The sequence below is a fragment of the Streptomyces sp. NPDC101234 genome (assembly GCF_044767525.1).
GTDB classification, from domain to species: domain Bacteria; phylum Actinomycetota; class Actinomycetes; order Streptomycetales; family Streptomycetaceae; genus Streptomyces; species Streptomyces sasae.
In genome coordinates this window covers 668724-691765 of sequence record NZ_JBIWOA010000001.1, presented here as the reverse complement: position 1 = coordinate 691765, position 23042 = coordinate 668724, and the positions used below count along the sequence as shown (strand labels likewise).

Annotated in this window: 22 protein-coding genes, 2 tRNA genes and 1 pseudogene; 8 read left to right on the top strand and 17 right to left on the bottom strand. The window is 70.8% G+C overall.

Annotation, left to right across the window (positions count from 1 at the left end):
* Window positions 1–15 precede the first annotated feature (15 nt).
* Together ACIRR9_RS03230 and ACIRR9_RS03225 are read right to left on the bottom strand one after the other, a co-directional pair.
* The gene (locus ACIRR9_RS03230) at window positions 16–795 is read right to left on the bottom strand and encodes a hypothetical protein (RefSeq protein WP_403746966.1); all 780 of its coding nucleotides are present in this window, start codon (window positions 793–795) and stop codon (window positions 16–18) included.
* A gap of 34 nt (window positions 796–829) precedes the next feature.
* A complete protein-coding gene (locus tag ACIRR9_RS03225; protein WP_403746965.1) occupies window positions 830–1042 on the bottom strand; it encodes a hypothetical protein in 213 nt (70 codons plus the stop codon).
* A 93-nt stretch (window positions 1043–1135) separates the two neighbouring features.
* Between ACIRR9_RS03225 and ACIRR9_RS03220 the strand changes: the two genes are divergently transcribed.
* Complete coding sequence (locus ACIRR9_RS03220) at window positions 1136–2101, top strand: helix-turn-helix domain-containing protein (RefSeq protein ID WP_403746963.1); 966 nt, start codon at window positions 1136–1138, stop codon at window positions 2099–2101.
* Between the two features lie 24 nt (window positions 2102–2125).
* On the opposite strand, the gene ACIRR9_RS03215 is transcribed toward ACIRR9_RS03220, so the two are convergent.
* The 10 genes from ACIRR9_RS03215 to ACIRR9_RS03170 all read right to left on the bottom strand — a co-directional run bounded on the left by ACIRR9_RS03215 (window position 2126) and on the right by ACIRR9_RS03170 (window position 12392).
* Complete coding sequence (locus ACIRR9_RS03215) at window positions 2126–3559, bottom strand: cytochrome P450 (RefSeq protein WP_403746961.1); 1434 nt, start codon at window positions 3557–3559, stop codon at window positions 2126–2128.
* Window positions 3556–4641, bottom strand: a complete 1086-nt coding sequence (gene cyc1, locus ACIRR9_RS03210; RefSeq protein ID WP_403746960.1) for an epi-isozizaene synthase — start codon at window positions 4639–4641, stop codon at window positions 3556–3558. The genes ACIRR9_RS03215 and cyc1 overlap by 4 nt, the downstream gene beginning before the upstream one ends.
* Before the next feature lie 292 nt (window positions 4642–4933).
* Window positions 4934–5584 (bottom strand): peptide deformylase, encoded by a 651-nt coding sequence (gene def / locus ACIRR9_RS03205; protein WP_365350520.1) that lies wholly within the window; start codon window positions 5582–5584, stop codon window positions 4934–4936.
* Between the two features lie 155 nt (window positions 5585–5739).
* Window positions 5740–6720, bottom strand: a complete 981-nt coding sequence (locus ACIRR9_RS03200) for a hypothetical protein (RefSeq protein WP_365350553.1) — start codon at window positions 6718–6720, stop codon at window positions 5740–5742.
* 103 nt (window positions 6721–6823) lie between these two features.
* Window positions 6824–8116 (bottom strand): HD-GYP domain-containing protein, encoded by a 1293-nt coding sequence (locus tag ACIRR9_RS03195; RefSeq protein ID WP_403746958.1) that lies wholly within the window; start codon window positions 8114–8116, stop codon window positions 6824–6826.
* Window positions 8113–9465: an HD-GYP domain-containing protein gene (locus ACIRR9_RS03190; RefSeq protein WP_403746956.1), complete on the bottom strand. Its 1353-nt coding sequence runs from the start codon at window positions 9463–9465 to the stop codon at window positions 8113–8115. Before ACIRR9_RS03190 ends, ACIRR9_RS03195 begins: the two co-directional genes overlap by 4 nt.
* A 167-nt stretch (window positions 9466–9632) precedes the next feature.
* Window positions 9633–9944 carry a mycothiol system anti-sigma-R factor gene (gene rsrA, locus ACIRR9_RS03185; protein WP_123974261.1) on the bottom strand — a complete coding sequence of 104 codons (312 nt, stop codon included), beginning with the start codon at window positions 9942–9944 and terminating at the stop codon, window positions 9633–9635.
* Complete coding sequence (gene sigR, locus ACIRR9_RS03180) at window positions 9941–10624, bottom strand: RNA polymerase sigma factor SigR (RefSeq protein WP_403747050.1); 684 nt, start codon at window positions 10622–10624, stop codon at window positions 9941–9943. Before sigR ends, rsrA begins: the two co-directional genes overlap by 4 nt.
* Window positions 10625–10934: 310 nt before the next feature.
* Window positions 10935–11567, bottom strand: coding sequence for an alpha/beta family hydrolase (locus tag ACIRR9_RS03175; protein ID WP_403746953.1), 633 nt, complete (start codon window positions 11565–11567; stop codon window positions 10935–10937).
* 9 nt (window positions 11568–11576) lie between these two features.
* Complete coding sequence (locus tag ACIRR9_RS03170) at window positions 11577–12392, bottom strand: SOS response-associated peptidase (protein ID WP_365350528.1); 816 nt, start codon at window positions 12390–12392, stop codon at window positions 11577–11579.
* A 104-nt stretch (window positions 12393–12496) separates the two neighbouring features.
* Here ACIRR9_RS03170 and ACIRR9_RS03165 point away from each other — a divergent pair, with 104 nt between their 5' ends.
* The 4 genes from ACIRR9_RS03165 to ACIRR9_RS03150 all read left to right on the top strand — a co-directional run bounded on the left by ACIRR9_RS03165 (window position 12497) and on the right by ACIRR9_RS03150 (window position 16119).
* Window positions 12497–13219, top strand: coding sequence for a M50 family metallopeptidase (locus ACIRR9_RS03165; protein ID WP_384568074.1), 723 nt, complete (start codon window positions 12497–12499; stop codon window positions 13217–13219).
* 148 nt (window positions 13220–13367) lie between these two features.
* Window positions 13368–14696, top strand: coding sequence for a 3-phosphoshikimate 1-carboxyvinyltransferase (aroA, locus tag ACIRR9_RS03160; RefSeq protein WP_365350532.1), 1329 nt, complete (start codon window positions 13368–13370; stop codon window positions 14694–14696).
* Between the two features lie 12 nt (window positions 14697–14708).
* A complete protein-coding gene (rsgA, locus tag ACIRR9_RS03155) occupies window positions 14709–15719 on the top strand; it encodes a ribosome small subunit-dependent GTPase A (RefSeq protein ID WP_403746951.1) in 1011 nt (336 codons plus the stop codon).
* A gap of 76 nt (window positions 15720–15795) precedes the next feature.
* The gene (locus ACIRR9_RS03150; RefSeq protein ID WP_123974268.1) at window positions 15796–16119 is read left to right on the top strand and encodes a multidrug efflux SMR transporter; all 324 of its coding nucleotides are present in this window, start codon (window positions 15796–15798) and stop codon (window positions 16117–16119) included.
* 92 nt (window positions 16120–16211) lie between these two features.
* On the opposite strand, the gene ACIRR9_RS03145 is transcribed toward ACIRR9_RS03150, so the two are convergent.
* A complete protein-coding gene (locus ACIRR9_RS03145; RefSeq protein ID WP_403747048.1) occupies window positions 16212–16817 on the bottom strand; it encodes a TetR/AcrR family transcriptional regulator in 606 nt (201 codons plus the stop codon).
* Window positions 16818–17035: 218 nt separating this feature from the next.
* Here ACIRR9_RS03145 and hisN point away from each other — a divergent pair, with 218 nt between their 5' ends.
* Window positions 17036–17836 (top strand): histidinol-phosphatase, encoded by an 801-nt coding sequence (gene hisN, locus ACIRR9_RS03140; protein ID WP_403746948.1) that lies wholly within the window; start codon window positions 17036–17038, stop codon window positions 17834–17836.
* 182 nt (window positions 17837–18018) lie between these two features.
* Window positions 18019–18411 carry a cyclic nucleotide-binding/CBS domain-containing protein gene (locus ACIRR9_RS03135; RefSeq protein ID WP_123974272.1) on the top strand — a complete coding sequence of 131 codons (393 nt, stop codon included), beginning with the start codon at window positions 18019–18021 and terminating at the stop codon, window positions 18409–18411.
* 87 nt (window positions 18412–18498) lie between these two features.
* Here ACIRR9_RS03135 and ACIRR9_RS03130 read toward each other — a convergent pair.
* Window positions 18499–19982, bottom strand: a pseudogene (locus ACIRR9_RS03130) (catalase).
* A gap of 143 nt (window positions 19983–20125) precedes the next feature.
* Between ACIRR9_RS03130 and ACIRR9_RS03125 the strand changes: the two are divergent.
* On the top strand, window positions 20126–20545 hold the full coding sequence (locus tag ACIRR9_RS03125; RefSeq protein ID WP_365350551.1) for a Fur family transcriptional regulator: 420 nt from the start codon (window positions 20126–20128) through the stop codon (window positions 20543–20545).
* A 145-nt stretch (window positions 20546–20690) separates the two neighbouring features.
* On the opposite strand, the gene ACIRR9_RS03120 is transcribed toward ACIRR9_RS03125, so the two are convergent.
* The 3 genes from ACIRR9_RS03120 to ACIRR9_RS03110 form a co-directional block, all read right to left on the bottom strand.
* Window positions 20691–20764, bottom strand: a tRNA-Met gene (locus tag ACIRR9_RS03120).
* 107 nt (window positions 20765–20871) lie between these two features.
* On the bottom strand, window positions 20872–22713 hold the full coding sequence (locus ACIRR9_RS03115) for a sel1 repeat family protein (protein WP_403746946.1): 1842 nt from the start codon (window positions 22711–22713) through the stop codon (window positions 20872–20874).
* Window positions 22714–22951: 238 nt separating this feature from the next.
* Window positions 22952–23025 (bottom strand) — tRNA-Met (locus ACIRR9_RS03110).
* Window positions 23026–23042 lie beyond the last annotated feature (17 nt).

Sequence of the window (23042 nt, the reverse complement as noted above, 5' to 3'; positions counted from 1 at the left end):
GCCGCCCTGGGCCGGCTACTTCAGGTCGAGTGCGTCCCCGGCCGACACCCGCATCGAGGTGGTCGTCGTGCCGGGGAAGTACCAGCGCCAGCTGCCCGCCGAGGTGACGGTCACCCTGGTGCTCAGCTTTCCGGCGCCGTCCGTCGTCACGGTCCGCACCGTGCCGTACTGGGCGGCGCCCTTCTTCCTGAACTGGAGCCTGACCTGCTGCCCGGGGAACCCGTGGTACTTCCGGTCCTCCCAGTTGGCCCGCGACAGCTTGCCGGTGACGGTCACCGCGGCACCCTTGGCGGCCTTCTCGGGCGCGATCACCGTGGTGAGCCGGGCGGCTCGCTTGACCTTGTACTCGGCGATGTGGTCGGAGATCCAGTAGTCGCCGTCGTTCGCCTTGACGGTGGCGTCGATCCGCCAGACACCGGCGACCCTGTTGCTGTCGATGGTGTCGCTGTCTGCGATCCAGGCGGGGTCGATGGTCAGCGTCGCCCGGCACACCGAGGTGGTCGTGCTCTTCTTCGTGCAGGACGAGTCGCCGTCCCAGGTCGCGAAGGTGTAGCCGTTCGTCTTGTTGAAGGTGAAGACATCCGTCAGCTTCTTCACCCCGGAGTTGTCCCTGACGGTGATGTCGACCGGGTACCGGATGGTCTTCGACGTGCCCACGATGACATTGCCGCCGTTGTTGACGACCGTCTTCACCACCCGGATGTCGCCCCGCCCCTCCGCGTGCGCTCCGGTCGCCGTCGTCAGCAGCAGGGCCGCCGCCCCGCCGGCCGCGGCCCAGGCCGTTCTGCCTCGCATGGTCCTCCCCTTGTCGTGCGCGTGCCAGGGAAGGCTAAGCGATCACGGACGTCCTGCGGTGTTCGGTCTTCCGGCCGCGCCCGGCTCCCTCGGTCCGCCGCGCCTCCCTGAGCTGCCGCGCTTCCCTGATCTGCCGGTCGAGGCGCCGGTCGCGCAGCACGCCGAGCACGGAGGGGAGGGCCATGAGGACGAGGATCCCGAGGACCAGGACCATTCCGACGAGACCTTCGATCTGGTTTCCATTCATGGACACCACTGTGGCTCCGGACAGGCCTGACCGTGAGTGGCAGGACTGCCGTACACCCTCGAATAACCGCCAGAGCCGAGGCAGACTGGCAGGATGCTGAAGAACGTGGCGACAGTGCTCCTGGACGGTGTGCACCCCTTCGAACTCGGAGTGGTCTGCGAGGTCTTCGGCCTCGACCGCTCCGACGAGGGGCTGCCGGTGTACGACTTCGCCGTGGTCTCGGCGGAGGGAGCGGCGCTCGGCACCCATGTGCCCGGCCTCACCGTCTCCACGCCGTACGGCCTCGACCGCCTCGACGAGGCCGATCTGATCGCGGTCCCGGCCTCCGACTCCAACATCGCCCGGGAGTATCCCCCTGAGTTGCTCGCCGCCCTTCGCCGGGCGGTGGACCGGGGCGCCCGGGTGCTCAGCGTCTGCTCCGGAGTCTTCGTGCTCGGCGCGGCCGGGCTGCTGGACGGGCGGCGGTGCGCGGCGCACTGGCGGCACGCGCAGCAGCTGGCCCGCCGCTTCCCGCGCACCCGGGTCGAGCCCGACGTGCTGTACGTCGACGAGGACCCGGTGATCACCTCGGCCGGCACCGCCGCCGGCATCGACGCCTGTCTGCACATCGTGCGCAAGACCCAGGGGCCGGAGGTCGCCGCGAAGATCGCCCGCCGGATGGTGGTGCCCCCGCACCGGGACGGCGGACAGGCCCAGTACATCGAGCGCCCGCTGCCGGCGGGCCCCTGCGACACGGTGGGCGGGGTGCTGGCCTGGATGACGGAGCATCTGGACGAGGAGGTCACCGTCGAGCAGCTGGCCGCCCGCGCCCTGATGTCGCCGCGCACCTTCGCCCGCCGCTTCCAGCAGGAGACCGGCACCACGCCGTACCGCTGGGTCCTTCGGCAACGGGTGCTGCTGGCACAGGAGTTGCTGGAGGGGACGGACGAGACGATGGACGCCATCGCGGACCGCACCGGTTTCGGTACGGCGGCCGCGCTGCGGCACCAGTTCGTGAAGGCGCTGGGCACCACACCGAACTCCTACCGGCGCACGTTCCGGGGGCCACAGGCCGCCTGAGCGCGCGCCGGTATCAGGAGGCCGTCACCAGGGCGCAGGCGTCAGCAGCAGGCGCTGGGGGCGCAGGGTGATTCCCACCCGGGTCACGTCGTCCGACCCGGATACCTGTTCGAAGCGGTACTTGGCACACAACGCCGCCGTGATCAGGCTCAGTTGGGTCATCGAGAAGTGGTCACTGGGGCACTTGCGGTTACCGACGCTGAAGGGGCTCATGGCGTGCTTCGGCACGTCCTTGGCCCGTTCCGGCAGCCAGCGGTCCGGGTCGAAGTCGAGGTGCCCGGTGTACGAGTGCGGGTCGCGCTGGATGGCGTAGGGGCTGTAGACGATGTCGGCGCCCGCCGGAATGCGATAGCCGCCGAGCTCGGTGTCGGTCTTGGCGCGCCGCGTCAATATCCATACGGCGGGACGCAGACGCATCGCCTCGACGACGACATTGTTGGTGTGCGTGAGCCGCCGCACGTGCTCAAAACCAACCGGTTGACCGCCCGTCACGGATTCGACCTCGGCCCGTACCTTCTCGGCGTGTTCCGGATGTTCGGCGAGCACCTGGAGCAACCACATGATCGTGGAGGCGACTGTTTCGCTGCCGGGGGTGAGTATCGCGACGACCTGGTCGTGGATCTCCTGTTCCCCGATGGGGTCGCCATTCTCGTCCTTCGCCGCGAGCAATGCCGTCAGCAAATCGTCCGGCTTTTGACCAGATGACCGGCGCTCGGCGACGATCTCGTCGACGAGGAGATGCAAATCGGCCAGTGCCCGGTTGAATTCACGGTTGGCGGGCAGCGGCAGCCGGTAGAGCGGGCCCAGCGGTACGACCATCCGGCGGTACATACCGCGGAAGACGCTCGCGAGATCGACGCTGAGCCGCTCCGCGCGCTCGTCCATGTACTCGCCGCGCAGCAGGCAGCGGGCGGCGATACGGACGGCGACCCGGAAGGACTCGGAGGTGCAGTCGATCGTCTCGCCGGGCCGCCAGCGCTCGGTCAGCGCATGCGCCTCCTCCTCCATGACCGGCCCGTAGCCGGGGATCGCGGACAGGTTGAACGCGGGCTGGATCGTGCGGCGCTGGCGCCGGTGGCGGGGGCCGTTGGCGGTGGCCACGCCTTCCTTGCCGAGCAGTCCCTCCAGGGACTCCCACAGCGGGCCGGCGATGATGAAGTCCGGGTTGAGGGCGAGGGCCCCGGTGAGCGCCGGGGTGGTGACGGCGTACACCTCCTTGGGGCCGAGGCGCAGCCGCACCATGTCGCCGTGCTCGCGCAGCCGGGACATGAAGGCCAGCGGGTCACGGACCAGCTTCCAGCCGTGACCGAGCACCGGCACCCCGCCGCCGGCCAGGGGCGGTACACGCAGCTCGGTGGCTTCGGTCGCTTCGGTCGCTTCGGTCGGATCGGTCGCTTCGGTCGGATCACTCGGTTCGGAAGTCTCCGCGGTCGCGGGCTTCACGGACTCGACGGTCATTTCTCACCTGCCGCTTCGTTGTCGACGTACGGGGGCGTGGACCGGTCGTCCCAGCTGTCGACCATGTATCGGCCGGATTCATGGTGGAACCAGTAGACGGAACTGAACCAGTTCCGCATATTGGCGACACAGGCCAGGACCGCGACACCGAGTTCCTTTCCGTGTACGGTGCCGTCATCGAGTTGCTCGGCGAGCCGAAGGGCGTCCTGCTCGGCGACCAGGAATTCGTGAATGCATTCCTCGACGCGTCGCCTGATTTCTTCGACCGCCTGTTCCAGGCTCATTCCCTCGTGGGTGACGAGACTGATTCCGAGATTGTGCACCTCGTCGCCCGCCATTTCCTTCGGCAGCGAGCAGAGGTCGTTGTACCAGGCCGCGAATTCCTGGCTGAGCAGCGCCGGACGACGGTATGCCGGGTGTTTCCGCACGGAGTCCGGGAGTTCGGTCCCGGCACTCGGTTCCAGCAGGTCCGTCCATATCCAGTGGGCGAAGGTGAGGCGCCGCAGGGCGAGGTACTCGTCGACCTTGGGAACATATCCCTTCGTGCGATTGCGGAACTCGCGGTCGTACGCCTCGATCACCTGGTGGAAGTGCCCGGCGAACCGCTGGTTCCAGGTCTCCGGCAGGAACGAGTACAGCCGCGCGACGCTGTCCGCGAACCCGGCCACCAGGATGTCCGGGTGGCGCAGATGGTGCAGGGGGGCGTCGAGGGCCGCGTGCAGCCGGAACCGCAGCCGCCGCCAGTCCCCGGTCCGGCCGTGCACGACGTCACGGTCGTGCCGGTCGTCCCAGACGAAGAACCAGGCGCTGTAGTCGCATATCGCCTGGATCACCTCCTCGGAGGCGCCCAGGTAGTACCCGGCCATCAGGTCGGTGTAGCAAAGGCCGTCGGCATATTCCTGCACCTTGTCCGCCGGCATCAGCCGTTTTTCCAGCAGCCAGAGGCGGGTGTTCTCCTGGAGCTGTGGCCAATACGGATGCAGTTGCCGGGGAAACCCGTCCTCGATCAACGGCAGGGCGAGTTGTGGTGGAACCGCGAGCGCCGTCGGCGTCGATGTGGTGCTGTGTGGGAAAGCATGCACGAACAAACCCCTCTCAGCCGCCAGGAGCGCACGCCCCTCCCGCGATGCCGGGCGTGCGCCGTTGTGTATCCCCGCACTTCCATTCAGCACCACAACTGACCGGTCTGGGAACGGATTTGCTTCACTCACTACCCCACATTGCCGAGAATCTCCCCTTGCGTGACTGGTTGGGGATCGCTAGGGGCGCACAAAGGATCGAATGTGCGACGGACAGATGAGCGAGCCTGACCGAACATGACGAACGCCTGGTCGAGGCGTTCTCGACCAGGCGTCACAACGGCCCTTGTACGTCTCAGTCGTTGGCGACCACGGGGTAGCGTGGCTCGTTCTCGGCCATCTGGCGAAGCGCGTCCTTGCGCTCGCGCTTGGAGAGCCGGTCGATGTACAGGTAGCCGTACAGGTGGTCGGTCTCGTGCTGCAAACACCGTGCGAAGTAGCCGGTGCCGCGCACCTTGATCGGGTTGCCCTTCTCGTCCTGCCCGGTGACCTCGGCGTAGTCGGGGCGGGCGAGCGCCGCGTACGCGCCCGGCACCGACAGGCATCCCTCGTTGCTGTCGTCCAGCCGCCGCTTCTCGGCAGGCAGGTCGACGAGCTTCGGGTTGCACACCACACCCACGTGCCGGGCGCCCTCGTCGTCCTGGCAGTCGTAGATGAAGACCTTCAGGTCGACGCCGATCTGGTTGGCGGCGAGCCCGACGCCCTCGGCGGTCCGCTGGCTCGCGAACATGTCGGCGACGAGCTGGTCCAGCTCCGCGCCGAACTCGGTGACGTCCTTGCACTCCTTGTGGAGCACCGGGTTCCCGACGACGGTGACGGGCCGCGAGGTCCCCCGCTCACGCCAGGCGTTCTCGCGCTCCTCGGTTCCCTCGGTGTCGACGACGAATCCCTCGTCGTCCACGGGGAGCACGCCCGCGTGCTGCTGATCGGTGTCCTGCTGCGCCATGACCGCGGTAAGCCTTCCTAGGTAAAGCAAGGGGGGATGTTGCTGATACAGGGTACGTGGACGCGCCCCGCCAGGGGCGCGGGGCTGTGTCCGATATGCGGCTCCGCCGCGTGGGCGCGGCAAGCCCCCACACAGCCGCACCCGAAACACGACCTTCAGCAGACCTCTTCCAAATCCCGCCAATCCCGGGAGTCAGGGCTGTCGGCAACCCACCCGTCCAGCAGCCCCCTCACCAGCGCGGCCGGCGCAGCCACCCCGCACTCCCGCTCCGGCACCCACAACTGCCCGTCGGTCCGATGCCCGAGCGGCCCGGGATGCCCCGGCTCGCTGTGGTCGTGGGGATCGAGGTGCACCCCGTCGCCCTCGTCGGACGGCATCCTCGACTCGGAGCACATCCGGCACAGCAACCGCACCGAGGAGGACCAGTCCTCCGCGGCGAACCCGGCGTCCCCGGCCAGCTGCTCCAGCGCGTCCCGGTCGGCCTCGGTCGCCGCCTCCAGCAGCACCACCCATGTCGGCACCGGCGACGGAGCCCACAGCTCGATCTCGTCGAAGACGGGGTACGCGTGCCCGGTCGCCGTGGTCCGCTCCCCGTGCGGCACGCCGTCGTGGAGTACGACCTCGCCCCAGCGCCGCCCGGACGAGGGCAGCGGAATGGACTGCACCTCGATACGGGCGGGGTCCAGCCGCCGCCCCCACACCACCTCGGCCTCCCCCTCCGGGGAGAGCCGTACGGCGGCACTGCCGAGGTCCATGCCGTCCGGCTCGGCGGACGCGGTGGCGCCGCCCGGTACCCGCAGCCCGTACGCCTGCCAGGCCCGCCGGGCCAGCGGCCAGTCCTGCAGCGCGGTCGCCGCGATACCCACGTTCCACCAGTCGGGCGCCCCGGTCTCCCGGTCGAGGAGGGCCACCGCCCGCAGCCCCGCGGCGCGCGCCTGCTCCCAGTCGTGCCGGAACTTGTGCAGCAGGGCGAGGTTGAACCAGGACTCGGACAGCCAGGGTTCCAGATCGGCGGCGCGTGTCAGCAGCTCGCCCGCGTCCTCGTACCGGCCGTCACCGATCAGCGTGAACGCGCGGTCGGTGGCCTGCCGCCAGGAGGCGGAGGGCCGGTGCCGTCCCTTGCCGAAGATCCTCACGATTCCCGCCTGCCAGTTCCATTTCCGCACAGTGGGCTGGCTTGTGCCCCCGGACATCACCCTCTCCCTCGCATCCAACCACGTACGGCGGGAGAGCCGCTCATTACCCATGGGTTACCCAGCCGCGCGCAAGGTCAGACAGTCCCGCCCGTCGCCCGCCACCACCCTGCCCGAGGCGCTCCGCGCCACACCCTTCATTCCAGAGCACGCGGGCCAGCGACTCCACAACCTCGGGAGCGTAGTCCCCGGCGGTGGCCAGGCGTAACTCCTCCAGCGCGGTCAGCGGCCCGCCGGGCCCGGAATCCCGGGACTTCTCCTCGTACGCGTTGACGACCCGTACGATCCGCGCGGCGACCGGCTGCTCCCGGTACGGGTCGGCCTGCCGCTCCACGACCACGGCGACGGCCGCGTCCACCCCGGTCTGCCGTACGACCGCTCCGCCGAGCAGGGCGATCCGCCGCTGCTCCTCCGCCGGCAGTACGGCCGTGGCCCCGGCCTGCACCGGGTCGACCAGGCTGAGCTGGCCGATGTCGTGCATCAGCGCCGCGTACTCCAGCACGGTGAGCTCCGCTCCTGTCAGCCCCAGGTCCCGCCCGACCGCCTGGCTCAGCGTGGCGACCCGGCGGGCGTGCCCGGCCGGGGTGTACCCCGCTATCTCGGTGGCGCGGGCGAGGGAGGCGATGGTCTGCCGGTAGGTGGCCCGGACGGCCGCGTACCGGCGCAGGGACAGCTGGGTGAGAAGGAGGGGCAGACAGAAGACGGGCAGCGCCCACAGCCCCACGACGGCGACGGCCAGCGCCATCACCGCGCCGGTGGCGCAGACCGCGGACCCGATGCCGAGCAGACCGCGCAGCTCGTCCCGCAGCAGCGGCCCGAACCGCCACCCGGTCCGCGAGTGCGCCTGTGCTGCCGCCAGCACGACGTCGCACAGCGCGGTGAGCACGAGCAGCGCGATGAGCAGCAGCGCGTACGCCGGTCCGCCCCACTGCTCCAACACGCCCCTGCTGTAGAGGGGTTGGAAGCAGACGGCGGCGAAGCCGACGGTGAGGACGCGGCGGGCGAGATGGTCGAGGGTGGGCCGACGCCCGCTGGCTATATGGGGCACGCTGCCGAGCAGCGAGGCCGCGCACACGACGGTGACGACCTGAAAGGCCCCGTCGTGCGTGGCGACACCGGCATCGCCCCCCAGCAGGGCGTACGCCAGCCCCCCGGCGGCTCCGAGCGGCGCGGCCTCCCGCACCTCGGCTCCGGTCCACCGCCCCCATTCCCCGACACCGACGAGCACCCCGAAGGCAAGGGCGGCACCACGGTCGTCGAGGCCCGCCCAGAGAGTGCCGGCGAGACAGCCGAGGGCAAGGAGGAGAGCAGCGAGCCGGATGCCCCGCAGCGCGATCACGGGGCGCCCCGGCCGACGCTCTCGCGGTCGCCTGTCGGGCGGCCGGAAGCGGGTGCGCCGGGTGGGCAGACGTCTGCGGTGACCGCGGGGTGCCAGCCCTCCCTGCCCAGCGCTCGCACGAGGGCGTCGACGACACCCGCGTCGAACTGGCGCCCGGCGCAGCGTCGTAACTCCTCCACCGCAGCCCCTACCGGCCGGGCCCGGCTGTAGGAGCGCGTCGAGGTCATCGCGTCGAAGGCGTCGGCGACGGCCACCACCCGCGCGGACTCCGGGATCTGGCCGCCCGCCAGTCCGTAGGGATAGCCGCTGCCGTCGATGCGCTCGTGGTGGTGGAGGATCGCCGCGCGGGCCTCGCCGAGGAAGGAGATCCCGCGCACCATCTCATGGCCGTACTCGGGGTGGAGTTCGATGATCCGCCGCTCCTCGGGGGTGAGCGGGCCGTCCTTGCGGAGCAGCCTCGTGGGGACCCCCAGTTTCCCGACGTCGTGCAGGATGCCGGCGAAGCGGAGCACCTCCACCCGCTCGTCGTCCATGCCCAGCTCGCGCGCGATCATCACGGAGGCCTGTCCGACCCGCTCGCTGTGCCCACGGGTGTACCCGTCCTTGATGTCGACGGCCTGGACGAGCGCGCGGATGGTCGCCTGGTGGGCGGCCCGTTCCCGGTGGTACTGGGCGAAGACCCACCAGGACACGCACATCGGCAGCAGCACGAGAAGCGCGGCGACGGGACCGTAGGGGCTGCGCCAGAGCACCGCCATCATCAGCCCGGCCAGCCCGTGCACCCCGATCGGCGCGAGGGAGCGGGCGAGGAGGCCGTGCCAGGCCCGTCGTACCGGAACCCTCCCCCGCTGCCCGAAAGGCGTGGGGGGTGCCCCCACCGCGACCGCCAGGATCCCGCCGTCGAGGAGGGCGAGGACCGTGCAGAAGGCGAGTACCGCCGCGGCGCACGGCAGCAGCGCGTACGGGAACTCGCAGCCCGCCACCGCGTCCCGCCCGCCCAGAACCCAGTGCACACAGCCTGCGCCCCACACCGCGAGGGCCAGTTCGGCGGCCCGCCACACCCGCCGTACCGCCTGCGGCCGCTGCTCGACGTGCGAGAGCAGGGCACCCGGCAGGGGTACGAGCGCGGCGGCGGCCGGCGGCAGCAGAAACGCCCCGGCGAGCAGCACCGGGTAGAAGGTGCCGCCGAGGCGTTTGCGCAGAACGTGTTCGCCGCCCGCGTACAGCGCGGCGAGGAGAGCCACCGCCGGCCACGGCGTATGCGTGCCCCGGAGCGGCAGCAGACAGGTCAGGGCGCTCAGGGCGACACAGGCCACGTAGGCGCGTACCCGTGCCGGAACCGCCTCCATCACGCCCCTCCCCCGACCGTTCCCCCGACCGTGCCCGTCCAGGCTCCGGAGCCTAGGGCGGCAGCCGGAGGGCCCGGGAGGTTATGACCGGAGGATTAGCACGTTCGGGTGAAGGGTCACCGGGGTGGCGACGCCCGGCGGGGAAGCGCTCGGCTCTCCTGCGGAGTTCAGCTCTCCTGCGGAGTGACGGGGGCGGCGGCCACGTCGTGCTCCGGGACCGTCTGCCCGGAGCGGATCAGGTCGAGCCGTCCCAGCACCTTGGCCCGCAGGTCGCTCGGTACGTCGTCATGCCCGCAGCACCGCTTGACCAGCTTCTTCACGGCCTGCTCCAGCCCGTACTTCTCCAGGCAGGGGGAGCACTCGTCGAAGTGCTGCCTGAACTTGACGCGATCGACGTCCGGCATCTCACTGTCGAGGAACTCGTAGAGATGATCGAGTACCTCACTGCAGTCCGTCTCGTGCGGCTCTCCGCAGCTCATGAGCCCGAGCCTTTCGCTTCGTTCGACTCTCCGGCGCCGGCCGGGACGAGCCCGCGCTCACGGGCGTAGTCCTCCAGCATGCCGCGCAGCTGGCGCCGGCCACGGTGCAGCCGGGACATCACCGTACCGATGGGGGTCCCCATGATGTCTGCGATCTCCTTGTACGCAAAGCCCTCTACGTCAGCGAGGTAGACGGCGATGCGGAATTCCTCGGGAATCGCCTGCAGCGCTTCCTTGACGTCCGAGTCGGGCAGATGGTCGAGCGCCTGCGACTCCGCGGAGCGCAAGCCCGTCGACATGTGCGACTCGGCGCGGGCGAGCTGCCAGTCCTCGATCTCCTCGGCCGCGGAGCGCTGGGGTTCGCGCTGCTTCTTGCGGTACGAGTTGATGAAGGTGTTGGTGAGAATGCGATACAGCCAGGCCTTGAGGTTGGTGCCCTCGCGGAACTGGTGGAAGGACGCGTACGCCTTGGCGTAGGTCTCCTGTACCAGGTCCTCGGCGTCGGCCGGGTTGCGCGTCATGCGCAGCGCGGCCGAATACATCTGGTCGAGGAATTCGAGCGCGTCCCGTTCGAAGCGCGCGGTGCGCTCCGCAGACGACTCCGCACCCACGCCCGGGCCCTCGGGCTGCTCCGCCTGGCCGTTGTCGGTCCCTGCGTCGGTCCCAGTGACCGGACCCACCTCCTCAAGTTCCAGGGCAGGACCGAAACCGATCCCACTCGAATCGGAGGATAGAACACGACCCGTCCCTGCCGCCGCTCGAATAGGAGCGGTCTTCGCCGCATGCAGCACCGACCAGTCCAGGTCAATGCGGCTGTCGCGGCTCGAATCAGACTCTGCCGGGCGAAGCCCGTCCACGGGGTGGCGGCGGGCGACGGGAGGGCAGATGGTCGAACCCATGCGGCGGACTTCCTCTCCTACGGCGTAGGCGCTGGTGTCCCAGCACTTCTGTCCGCCTCAACAGTGGTCCGTCACTCAACATTCCCGGGCGTTACCCGAGTGACGTGGCCCACCCGACGACCGCGTCCGTGATGATCGTCACTACCTGTTCCGGCCCGATGTCCGCCCGTTTGGGTACCGCGAAGCCATGATCGGCGCCCGGCACCTCGACGAGCCCGTACTCCCCCTCCGGGAACTCGGCCGGTCTCCCGAACGGGTCGTTCCCGCCCTGCACGACCAGCGTGGGCACGCCGGCCCCCAGCAGCTCCTCGGCGCGGGACTTCTCCGGCTTGCCCGGCGGGTGCAGCGGAAAGCTCAGGGCGAGTACGGCCGCGGCCCCCAGCTCCGTCGCCGTACGGCAGGCGACCCGGGCCCCGGCACTGCGCCCGCCGGACACCACCGGCAGGCCCTTCGCGGTGAGCGCCGGCCACACCCCGCGCCAGCCCACGTCGAGCGTCTTCGGCGCGGGTGCGAGCTTCTTCCCGGCGACCCGCCAGGGCTGCTCGACGAGCGCGACGCTCACTCCGTGGGCGGGAAGGACGGCGGCGATCCCCTGGAGGTCACGGGCCTCGATCCCGCCGCCCGCGCCATGGCCGACGGCGAGCACCAGCCGCGCCCGCTCCGCCTCGTACCAGGTGATGCGGGCGTCCCCCGCCTCCGTACCGACGATCTTCGAGGTAGTCACCTGAGAAGGCTAGAAGAGTGTGCCCTCCTCGGGCCCCTCCAGCTCCTTCAGCAGCTCCGGGCCGTTGTTGCGGACGTTGCTGACGGCCGTGGAGACCGGGTAGGCCCGCATCAGGCCCTCCGGCGGCGGGGCCAGCAGCGGGCGCAGGTCCTCGACGTCCGTGTGCGCCGGGTCGAGCCAGGCGTCCCAGCGGTCGGGCGTGAGCATCAGCGGCATCCGGGGGTGGATGTCCGCCAGCGTCCGCGGCCCCTCGGCCGGCGCGACCGCCAGCGGCGAGGTCTCCGCCTCCGTGGTGATCACCGAGCAGGTCGCCCACCAGGCCAGCGGGTGCTCGTCGGGCAGCGTCCGGTCCCGCCAGAACTCGTACAGCCCCGCCATGGCGAACACCGACCCGTCGGCGGGCAGCACGAAGTACGGCTGCTTGCGCGGCCGCTTCTTCTTCCCCTCGACCTCCAGGTCGCGTTCGTCCTTGGCGGTGACCCACTCGTAGTAGCCGTCGGCGGGCACGATGCAGCGGCGGGCTGCGAAGGCCCGGCGGTACGACGGCTTCTCGTGCACGGTCTCGGCGCGCGCGTTGATCATCCGGGCGCCGCCCTCGGGGGTCTTGGCCCAGGAGGGCACCAGCCCCCACTTGAGCTTGCGCAGCTGGCGAACCGGACGGCGGTCGTCGGCGTCTTTCAACGGACGGTCGAGGACGACGTAGACCTCCTTGGTCGGCGCCACGTTGTAGTCGGGCTCCAGGGTCTCCTCGGGATCCCACTTCTCGATTTCAAAGACTCCTGCGAGATCCTCGGGCCTACGACTGGATGCATACCGTCCGCACATACGTGCAACACTGCCAGGCCCACCCGTCGCCCGACCACCACCCCCCGACGACGGCGCTACGCGCCGACCCCTGTCGATTCACCAGAGGGAGCAACCGCCGGACCATGGACAGCCTCGCCGCCCTCGCGCTGCCCGACCTCTGGGACCGGCTGACCGGCACCCAGCCCGACCCTGATCTCTGGGTGGTGCTCGCGACCCTGGTCGCCGCGCTCGCGGTGGTCGTCCCGCACAACCTGTGGCGGATATCCCGCAACGCCATCACCATCGCCCACGAGGGCGGTCACGGCCTGGTCGCCCTGCTCACCGGGCGCCAGCTCACCGGCATCCGCCTGCACTCCGACACCAGCGGCCTCACGGTCAGCCGGGGCAAGCCGCACGGCATCGGCATGATCCTCACGGCGGCGGCCGGATACACGGCCCCGCCGCTGCTGGGCCTGGGCGGGGCGGCTCTGCTGGGCGCGGGCCGCATCACACTCCTCCTCTGGGCCGCCACGGCGCTGCTCATCGTGATGCTGGTGATGATCCGCAACGCCTACGGCGTCCTGACGGTGTTCCTCACGGGCGGCGCGTTCCTGCTGGTGTCCTGGCTGGCGGGTCCCCAGGTGCAGGCGGCGTTCGCGTACGCGGTGGTGTGGTTCCTGCTGCTGGGTGGGGTACGCCCGGCGTTCGAGCTGCAGGCGAAGCGCTCCCGGGGCGGCGCCGGCGACTCGGACGCGGACCAGCTGGCCCGGCTCACCCATCTCCCGGCGGCCGTATGGCTGTTCCTGTTCCACACGGTGTCGCTGTGCTCACTGATCGGCGGGGGCCGCTGGCTGCTTCACATGTGACCAGCCCCGAAGGGGCGAGTCACAGGGGCGCGGGGTTGTACCGATATGCGGCTCCGCCGCGCGGGCGCGACCATCCCCCACGGCGCCGCACCGGCCCACCGACGCCCGCCCACCGGCTGATACCTCCCCCTGCCACTAAAGTGACCCCATGGCCGCAAACCCCACCGCACCAACCGCCCTCTGGCCCGCCCCCCACGCGCGCGGAGCCGTCGACGCGACGGTCCACGTGCCCGGGTCCAAGTCGGTCACCAACCGCGCCCTCGTCCTCGCCGCCCTCGCCTCCGAACCCGGCTGGCTGCGCCGCCCCCTCCGTTCCCGCGACACCCTGCTGATGGCCGGCGCCCTGCGCGCGATGGGCGTCGGCATCGAGGAGGGCGTGGGCCCCGACGGCTCCGGTGAGGCCTGGCGGGTGATCCCCGCGGGGCTCCGGGGTCCCGCCACCGTCGACGTCGGCAACGCCGGCACGGTGATGCGTTTCCTTCCGCCCGTCGCCACCCTCGCCGCGGGCGACATCCGCTTCGACGGCGACCCCCGCTCCTACGAGCGCCCCCTGCACGGCGTGATCGACGCCCTGCGCGCCCTCGGCGCCCGCATCGACGACGACGGCCGGGGCGCGCTCCCGCTGACCGTGCACGGCAGCGGCGCGCTGGACGGCGGCCCGGTGTCGATCGACGCCTCGTCCTCCTCCCAGTTCGTGTCGGCCCTGCTCCTGTCCGGCCCCCGTTTCAACCAGGGCGTGGAGGTCCGCCACACCGGCGCGACGCTGCCCTCGCTCCCCCACATCCGGATGACCGTCGACATGCTGCGCGCGGTCGGCGCCCAGGTGGACACCCCCGAGTCGGGCGGCGAGCCGAATGTCTGGCGGGTCACGCCGGGTGCCCTGCTCGGCCGCGACCTGACCGTCGAGCCGGACCTCTCCAACGCCCAGCCGTTCCTCGCCGCCGCCCTGGTCACCGGCGGCAAGGTGCTGATCCCGGACTGGCCGTCCCGGACCACCCAGCCGGGCGACCGGCTGCGCGAGATCTTCACCGAGATGGGCGGTTCCTGCGAACTGACCGAGTACGGCCTGGAGTTCATCGGCTCCGGCCGGATCCACGGCATCGACGTCGATCTGGGCGACGTCGGCGAGCTCACTCCCGGCATCGCGGCGGTCGCCGCCCTCGCCGACTCCCCCTCCACCCTGCGCGGGGTCGCCCACCTCCGGCTGCACGAGACGGACCGCCTGGCCGCGCTCACCAAGGAGATCAACGAACTCGGCGGTGACGTCGCCGAGACCGCCGACGGCCTGCACATCCGCCCGCGCCCGCTGCACGGCGGGACCTTCCACACCTACGAGGACCACCGCATGGCCACCGCCGGTGCGATCATCGGCCTGGCCGTACCGGGCGTTCGGATCGAGAACGTGGCGACGACGGCGAAGACCCTGCCGGACTTCCCCGACCTGTGGACCGGGATGCTCGGGAGCGTCGGGGCGTAGGGGCGTACGACCATGCGCCGCTACGGCAAGCACACCGACGAGGACGACATCCGCGCCCGCCCCAACCGCAAGGGCAACCGGCCGCGGACGAACATCCGCCCGAAGCACGAGGACGCGGCCGAGGGCATGGTCCTCACGGTCGACCGGGGCCGGCTGACCTGCCTGGTCGACGACCGCACGATCCTCGCGATGAAGGCCCGCGAACTGGGCCGCAAGGCGGCGGTGGTCGGTGACCGGGTCGCCCTGGTCGGCGACCTCTCCGGCAAGAAGGACACCCTGGCCCGGATCGTCCGCATCGAGGAACGCTCCTCCGTGCTCCGCCGCACCGCCGACGACGACGACCCGTTCGAGCGGGTGGTCGTCGCCAACGCCGACCAGCTGGCGATCGTCACCGCGCTGGCCGACCCGGAGCCCCGCCCCCGTCTCATCGACCGCTGTCTGGTCGCGGCCTACGACGGCGGCCTCACCCCCCTCCTGGTCATGACCAAGTCGGACCTGGCCCCGCCGGACAAACTCCTGGAGCTGTACGGCGACCTGGAGATCCCCTATGTGGTCACCAGCCGACAGGAGCTGGAGACCGGGGATGCGGCCCAGCGGGTCCAGGAACACCTCGACGGCAAGATCACCGCGTTCGTGGGCCACTCCGGCGTGGGCAAGACGACGCTGGTGAACGCCCTCGTCCCCGAGGACCGGCGCCGTACGACGGGCCATGTGAACGCGGTGACCGGCCGCGGCCGCCACACCACGACCTCCGCCCTCGCGCTCCCGCTCGCCGGGGAGGACGGCTGGGTCGTCGACACCCCGGGCGTCCGCTCCTTCGGCCTGGCCCATGTCGATCCGTCCCGGGTGATCCACGCGTTCCCCGACCTGGAGCCCGGCACCGTCGACTGCCCGCGCGCCTGCAGCCACGACGAGCCGGACTGCGCGCTGGACCAGTGGGTGACCGAGGGACACGCGGACCCGGCCCGGCTCTACTCGCTGCGCCGGCTGCTGGCCACCCGGGAGCGCAAGGAAGGCGACTGACCACCGCGTTGTTTGTCCTGGCCCGAGTTCGGTAAGTGCATAATCGCACCGAGCCGGACGTACGGGAGGACAGCACATGGCGTGGCTGCTGGTGATCGTCGCCGGGATCCTGGAAACCGGCTTCGCCGTCTGTCTCAAGCTCTCCCACGGTTTCACCCGAATGTGGCCGACGATCGCCTTCGCCTCCTTCGCCCTGGGCAGCTTCGGCCTGCTGACCCTCTCCCTGAAGAAGCTGGACGTGGGCCCGGCGTACGCGGTGTGGACGGGCATCGGAGCGGCGGGCACGGCGATCTACGGCATGATCTTCCTGGGCGACCTGGTGTCGACCCTGAAGATCGTCTCGATCAGCCTGGTGATCGTGGGAGTGATCGGCCTCCAACTTTCGGGTTCCGCCCACTGACTCGCGGTCCGCTCGAACCTGGCGAACTACGGGGCGGACGGGCCGGCCTCCAGGGACTGCACGAAGGTGGGCTGGCTGAAGTGACGCGCTGATCAGGCGAGCTGCCGGTGGAGGGCTCCGCGGACCAGCTCCGGGATGCCGCCCTCCCCCGGTGGCGCGGCCACACAGGACAGAGCGAGCCGTACGACCGTTTCGCAGGAGCGGGCCAGCTCGCCGCTCTCGGCCCGGAAGGCACCGGAGCCGGCCAGCGCGGCCACCGCCCGGTCCCGCACGATCTGCACGAAGTCACCGGGCGAGGGCAACGGTCCGTCCGCCCGCCGCTGCGCCGGCACGGCCGACGAGGAAGGCACCGCGGACAGCGTCGGTGCGGGCAGCCGCTCGCTCCAGCAGCCCGTGAGCATCGCCCGTACCAGCACGTTGTCCCGGGCCGCCACGGTCATCCACTCGGCCGTCGCCGTCAGGCGTTCCCGCACGTCGCCATGGCCGCCCAGCGCCCGCTCCACCCCGGCGAGGTACCCGTCCGCCTCCCTGCGCACCAGCGCCCTCGCCAGGCCCTCCTTGCTGCCGAACTCGTTGTACAGCGTCTGCCGGGACACCCCGGCCGCCATGGCCACGTCGACCATCCGCACCGCGGCCCACGGTCGGCGCGCGAGCGACGCGTAGGCGGCGTCCAGTAGGGATTCGCGGGCTGCAGGCATCATCGCCTCCTGGGGCGAGCGACTCTGCGCCCAGATTTGACGCGCACGAATCCACTGTCAAGGGTTCGCGAAGGCACCGGGGGGCGCCCTTCGGCCAACACGCGCGGGCGCACCGAGATCACCGGCCGGTCACCGTCCGATCACCCCACGGCGTCCCCACGGCATCTCCGGCATCCGTGTGTAGCCCTGCCCCCACCCCGGCAGATACCGTTCGTCACATGCCGGACTACCTCGATGACCTGCGTCTCGCCCATGTACTCGCGGACGCGGCGGACGCCACCACCATGGACCGCTTCAAGGCCCTCGACCTCAAGGTCGAGACCAAGCCGGACATGACCCCGGTGAGCGAGGCGGACAAGGCCGCCGAGGAGCTGATCCGGGGTCAGCTGCAGCGCGCCCGGCCCCGGGACGCGGTCCTGGGCGAGGAGTACGGGATCGAGGGCACCGGCCCGCGCCGCTGGGTGATCGACCCGATCGACGGCACGAAGAACTACGTCCGCGGGGTGCCGGTCTGGGCGACCCTGATCTCCCTGACGGAGGCGGCCGAGGGCGGCTACCAGCCGGTCGTCGGCCTGGTCTCCGCACCCGCGCTGGGCCGCCGCTGGTGGGCGGCGAAGGGCCACGGCGCCTTCACCGGCCGCAGCCTGTCCTCGGCCTCCCGCATCCACGTCTCGAAGGTCTCGAAGCTGTCCGACGCCTCCTTCGCGTACTCCTCGCTGAGCGGCTGGGAGGAGCGCGGTCAGCTGAACGGCTTCCTGGACCTGACCCGTGATGTGTGGCGCACGCGCGCGTACGGCGATTTCTGGCCGTACATGATGGTCGCCGAGGGGGCGGTGGACATCTGTGCCGAGCCGGAGCTGTCGTTGTGGGACATGGCGGCCAACGCGATCGTCGTGACGGAGGCCGGCGGCACCTTCACCGGCCTGGACGGCCGTCCCGGCCCGCACAGCGGCAACGCGGCCGCGTCCAACGGGCTGCTCCACGACGAACTGCTGTCGTACCTCACCCGGCGTTACTGAAACAGCCTCCTGAGGCACAACTGGGCACCCTTCCGTGGCACATATGAGCGCGTGCGCCCTCAATTGGCGACACGCACCCCCTTGTTGACCCTCGCTTTACCTGCCACCCTGAGAGAACTCCCACTTGTGCATTTGTGAATCGCTGAACTATCTCCGCGATTCCCTAGGAGGTGGCACCTTTCATGCTCGTCCGTGACGCCATGAGTACGGTGGTCCTCACCGTCGGCCCCGCCCATACCCTCCGCCAGGCAGCCGCCCTGATGTCCGCGCGCCGCGTGGGCGCGGCGATCGTCCACGACCCGGACGCCGGCGGCATCGGCATCCTCACCGAACGGGACATCCTCAACTCCGTCGGCCTCGGCCAGAACCCCGACGCCGAACGCATCCACGCCCACACCACCAACGACGTCGTGTTCTGCACCCCGACCTGGACCCTGGAGGAGGCGGCCCGGGCGATGGCCCACGGCGGCTTCCGCCATCTGATCGTCCTCGACGGCGGCGAGCCGGCCGGCATCGTCTCGGTCCGCGACATCATCCGCTGCTGGGCCGGGGACCGCGCGCCGGCCCCCGTGTAGCCCGTCCAGGCACGCCGAACGGGCCGGACCCCGACCTCCCGGGGATCCGGCCCGCCCGCCCACGACAAGCGGTCCAGTGCTGGAGTGTCAGCCGCGAAGGGCCTGGACCGCGGCCTCCAGCCGCTTGCCGAAGTCTCCGTCGGCCCGACGGAAGTTCCCGATCGCGCGCTCGGCGATGTCGTCGCGCGACACCTTGGCGATGAAGCCGGCCAGGTTCTCGACCAGCCGTTCCCTCTCGTCCTCCGACATCAGGCGGTAGAGGTCGCCCGCCTGCACGAAGTCGTCGTCCTCGGCGTGCACCGCGGCCGGGTGGTCGCCGGTCGCGCCGGTCACCGCGGTGGCCTGCCACAGCGGGCGGTCCGTCTGGAAGGGGCCGCCGAAGCTGTTCGGCTCGTAGTTCTTGGCGCCGCCGTGCCGGCCGTCGTACAGGTGGCCGTCGCGGGAGTGGGTGCGCGCCTCGGTGGCGTGCGGGCGGTTGACCGGGAGGTGGTCGGCGTTGATGCCGACGCGGTAGCGGTGCGCGTCGCCGTAGGCGAAGAGGCGGCCCTGGAGCATCTTGTCGGGGGACGGCCCGATACCGGGCACGAAGTGCGCGGGGCTGAAGATCGACTGCTCCACCTCGGCGAAGACGTTCTGCGGGTTGCGGTTCAGCTCCAGACGGCCGATCTCGATCGGCGGGTAGTCCGCGTGCGGCCACACCTTGGTGAGGTCGAACGGGTTGAAGCGATAGGTCGCCGCGTCCGTCGCCGGCATGATCTGCACCTGCACGGTCCAGGTCGGGAAGTCCCCGCGCTCGATGGCCTCGCGCAGATCGCGCTGGTGCGAGTCCGGGTCCTCACCCGCGAGCCGGTTCGCCTCGGCCTGTGTCAGGTTCCTGATCCCCTGGTCGGTCTTGAAGTGGTACTTGACCCAGAAGACCTCGCCGGCCTCGTTGTTCCACTGGTAGGTGTGCGAGCCGTAGCCGTTCATGTGGCGGTACGACGCCGGGATGCCGCGGTCACCGAAGAGCCAGGTCACCTGATGGGTCGACTCGGGGCTGAGCCCCCAGAAGTCCCAGACGTTGTCAGCCTCCTGGCTGCCCGATGGGGGCACCTCCCACGCCTTTCGGGCAGTGGGGGAGGGTCGCGCTTCTGGGTGTGGATGAAGTCGGGGAACTTGACGGCGTCCTTGATGAAGAACACCGGGGTGTTGTTGCCGACGAGGTCGTAGTTGCCCTCCTCGGTGTAGAACTTCAGCGCCCAGCCGCGCGGGTCGCGCACGGCGTCGGCGGAACCGAGGTTGCCGGCCACGGTCGAGAAGCGCAGGAAGGTCTCGGTCCGCTTGCCGACCTCGGAGAGGAAGGCGGCCCGGGTGTACTTCGTGGCGTCGGCGGTCACCGTGAAGGTGCCGTAGGCGCCCGCACCGCGCGCGTGCACCACACGCTCCGGGATGCGTTCCCGGTTGAAGTGGGCGAGCTTCTCCAGCAGGAGCTGGTCCTGGAGCAGAACCGGTCCGCCGATGCCCGCGGTCTCGCTGTTCTGGTTGTCGGCCACCGGCGCACCGGCCTCGGTGGTCAGCGGTCCCTGCGTCACACCCGTCTCCTGTGTCATTTCGCACCATTCCTGTTGCTTTGCTGACCCAAGCACGATCCTACATTGGACTTAGTCCAAGTCAAGCTCAGCTCCAAAGTCACACCTATTCGGAAAATGGTCCGGCTGCTGTTAGGCTGGATGTCATGAGTGACCTTCTGGAACGGCTTCGCGGACGCGGATGGCGGATGACCGCGCAGCGACGCGTCGTGGCCGAGGTCCTGGACGGCGAACACGTCCACCTGACGGCCGACGAGGTGCACGCCAGGGCTGTCGTGAAGCTGCCCGAGATCTCCCGGGCGACCGTCTACAACACCCTGGGCGAGCTGGTCACACTCGGCGAGGTCATCGAGGTCTCGACGGACAAGCGCGCCAAGCGGTACGACCCGAACGCGCACCGGCCGCACCACCACCTGGTCTGCTCCCGCTGCGGTTCGATCCGCGACGTCCACCCGACCGGCAACCCGATGGCCGACCTGCCCTCCTCGGAGCGGTTCGGCTTCACGGTGTCGGACGTCGAGGTGACATACCGCGGTCTGTGCCCGGACTGCGCGGCGGCCGTCTGACCAACGCCCCAAACACGAAGGCCCCGGCGCTCATGGAGAGTGCCGGGGCCTTCGTGTCGTACACGCGCACGGGGTTCCCGAGACATGCGTCGTAGAAAAGCCGAGGGCCGGAGTCCGTTTCCGGACTCCGGCCCTCGGCCTTCAGTAGCGGGGACAGGATTTGAACCTGCGACCTCTGGGTTATGAGCCCAGCGAGCTACCGAGCTGCTCCACCCCGCGTCGATGAACTGAACATTACGTGAGGGACGCGGGCAGAGGCAAATCGATTCCGGTCAGCCCGTCTGACCTGCGAGAAGGCTCCGGCCGACCTGGGAGAAGACACCGGCTCACGCCGACAGCTCCTCCCGCAGCGCATCCCGCAGCCGGCCCGCCCGTTCCGCCACCTCCGCCGGTCCGAGCGCCACCGCCCGGTCGGCCCACTGCTGCCCCACCGCCAGCTCGCCCCGACGCGCGTAGACGAGAGCGAGCCGTAGCGCCGCCCGTCCGTGCCCGGCGTCGGCCGCCCGCTCCCACCACACGGCGGCCTCCGGCTCGCTGCCCTCCCGGGCCAGCAGCAGCCCCAGATTGAACGCCCCGTTCCGCGACCCGGCCTCGGCCGCCGCCCGGTACCACCGTGCGGCCTCCACCACGTCCCCGCGCGCCGCAGCGAGCATCCCGACCCGCACCTGGGCCCTGCGGTGCCCCTGCGAGGCGGCCCGCTCGTACCACTCCTCGCACTCGGTCTTCACGTTCAGCGACGACTCCCCCAGCTCGTGCTCGGAGACCGTCGGCCGGCGCGCGTCGAGCACGGCGGCGAGCCGGTACGCGGCCTCGGGGCTCCCGCCGCCGGCCGCACACCGCAGATGCCGCTCGGCGGCCGCCTCGTCCCCGTCCCGCAGCCGGGCGATCCCGACCTGCAGGGCGGCCTCGGTGTGCCCGGCTGCGGCGGCACGCTCGTACCACCGCAGCGCGACCCGCTCCTCGCCCCTTCCGGCGTAGAGGATCCCGAGGTTGAACGCGGCATCCACGCTCCCGGCCTCGGCGGCCTTGGAGAACCACGGCTCGGCACCGGTCGGGTCGCTGCCCTGGAGCAGCAGGATGGCCAGCGCGTTCGCCGCCTCCCGGTGTCCGGCGTACGCGGCCCGCCGGTACCACTGCTCGGCCTGCGCGGTCCGCCCCTGGTCGGCGCAGAGCAGCCCGAGGTTGTACGCCCCGTTGTCGTCGCCGGCGTCCATCGCCGCCCGGTACCAGCGCTCCGCGGTCTGTGTCTCGCCGCGCTCGGCGTGCAGCGCGCCGAGCGCGTTCGCCGCGTTGCCGTCGCCGTCCTGCGCGGCCCGCAGCCACCAGACGGCCGCGCTCTCGGTGTCCCCGGCGTCGCGCAGCAGGAAACCGAGCGCACAGGCGGCGCGGGCCTCGCCTTCCTTGGCGGAGGTCAGATACCAGCGGCCGGCCTCCTTGAGCTCGCCCCGCCGCTCCAGGATCGCCCCGAGGTGCAGCGCGGCCCGCCGGTGTCCGCGCGCGGCGGCCTGCCGGTACCACTGCTCGGCCTCCTCGGTGTCCGTGGCCCCGGCCGCGGCCTCCGCCCCGACACCGTTGTCACCCCCGGCCTCGCCCTCGTCCGTGACCGGTCTGCGGTCGAGCGCACGCGCCAGCCGGTACGCCGCCTCCCGGTGCCCGCGCTCGGCGGCGGCCCGCATCCACCGGCCGGCGGCCGGGTCCCCCCGGTGCTCCAGCAGGTCGGCCAGCGCGTAGGCGCCGAGCGCGTGTCCCTGCTCGGCGGACTGGCGCAGCCAGTACTCGGCGGCCGGCTCGTCCCCGCGCTCACGGTGGTGACGGCCCAGCGCGTGGGCGGCGGCCGCGGAGCCGGCGACGGCGGCGATCCGCCACCATCCGGCGGCCTCCTCGGGGTAGCCGCGCTGATGGAGGAGGACGCCGAGGTTGTTGGCGGCGGCGCGGTCACCGGCGGCGGTGGCGGCACGCAACTGGGGTTCGGCTCCGTCGAGGTCGCCACGGCGCAGCAGCATGGCGCCGAGGACACTCATCGCCTCGACGTCACCGGCAACGGCCTGCAGCCGACAGCGCGCCTCTTCGGCGGCCTCGGCGGCCTCGTCGCGGGTCGGCTCCTCGCCCGAAGGCTGCACAAATCGCCCTGTCTCGAACAGAGTTGCCTTGTCCCCCATAACGTTCATCGTCGCACCACCTGCAACCTGGATACACCCGGTATACCGCAACCCGAGAGGTCACTTCAGCGTTTTGTCGACATGCCCACAGAACGACAAGTCAAACACATCTCCGCCAACTCCCCACAGCGGCACGGCGACCATGTCCATCGGTACATGCGTTCGTCGTCCGCCCGGACACCACGGGCCGTCCCCACGCACACCACGAAGGCCCGGATCCCAAGAGGATCCGGGCCTTCGACCTGAGTAGCGGGGACAGGATTTGAACCTGCGACCTCTGGGTTATGAGCCCAGCGAGCTACCGAGCTGCTCCACCCCGCGCCGTTGCGTTGCAACCG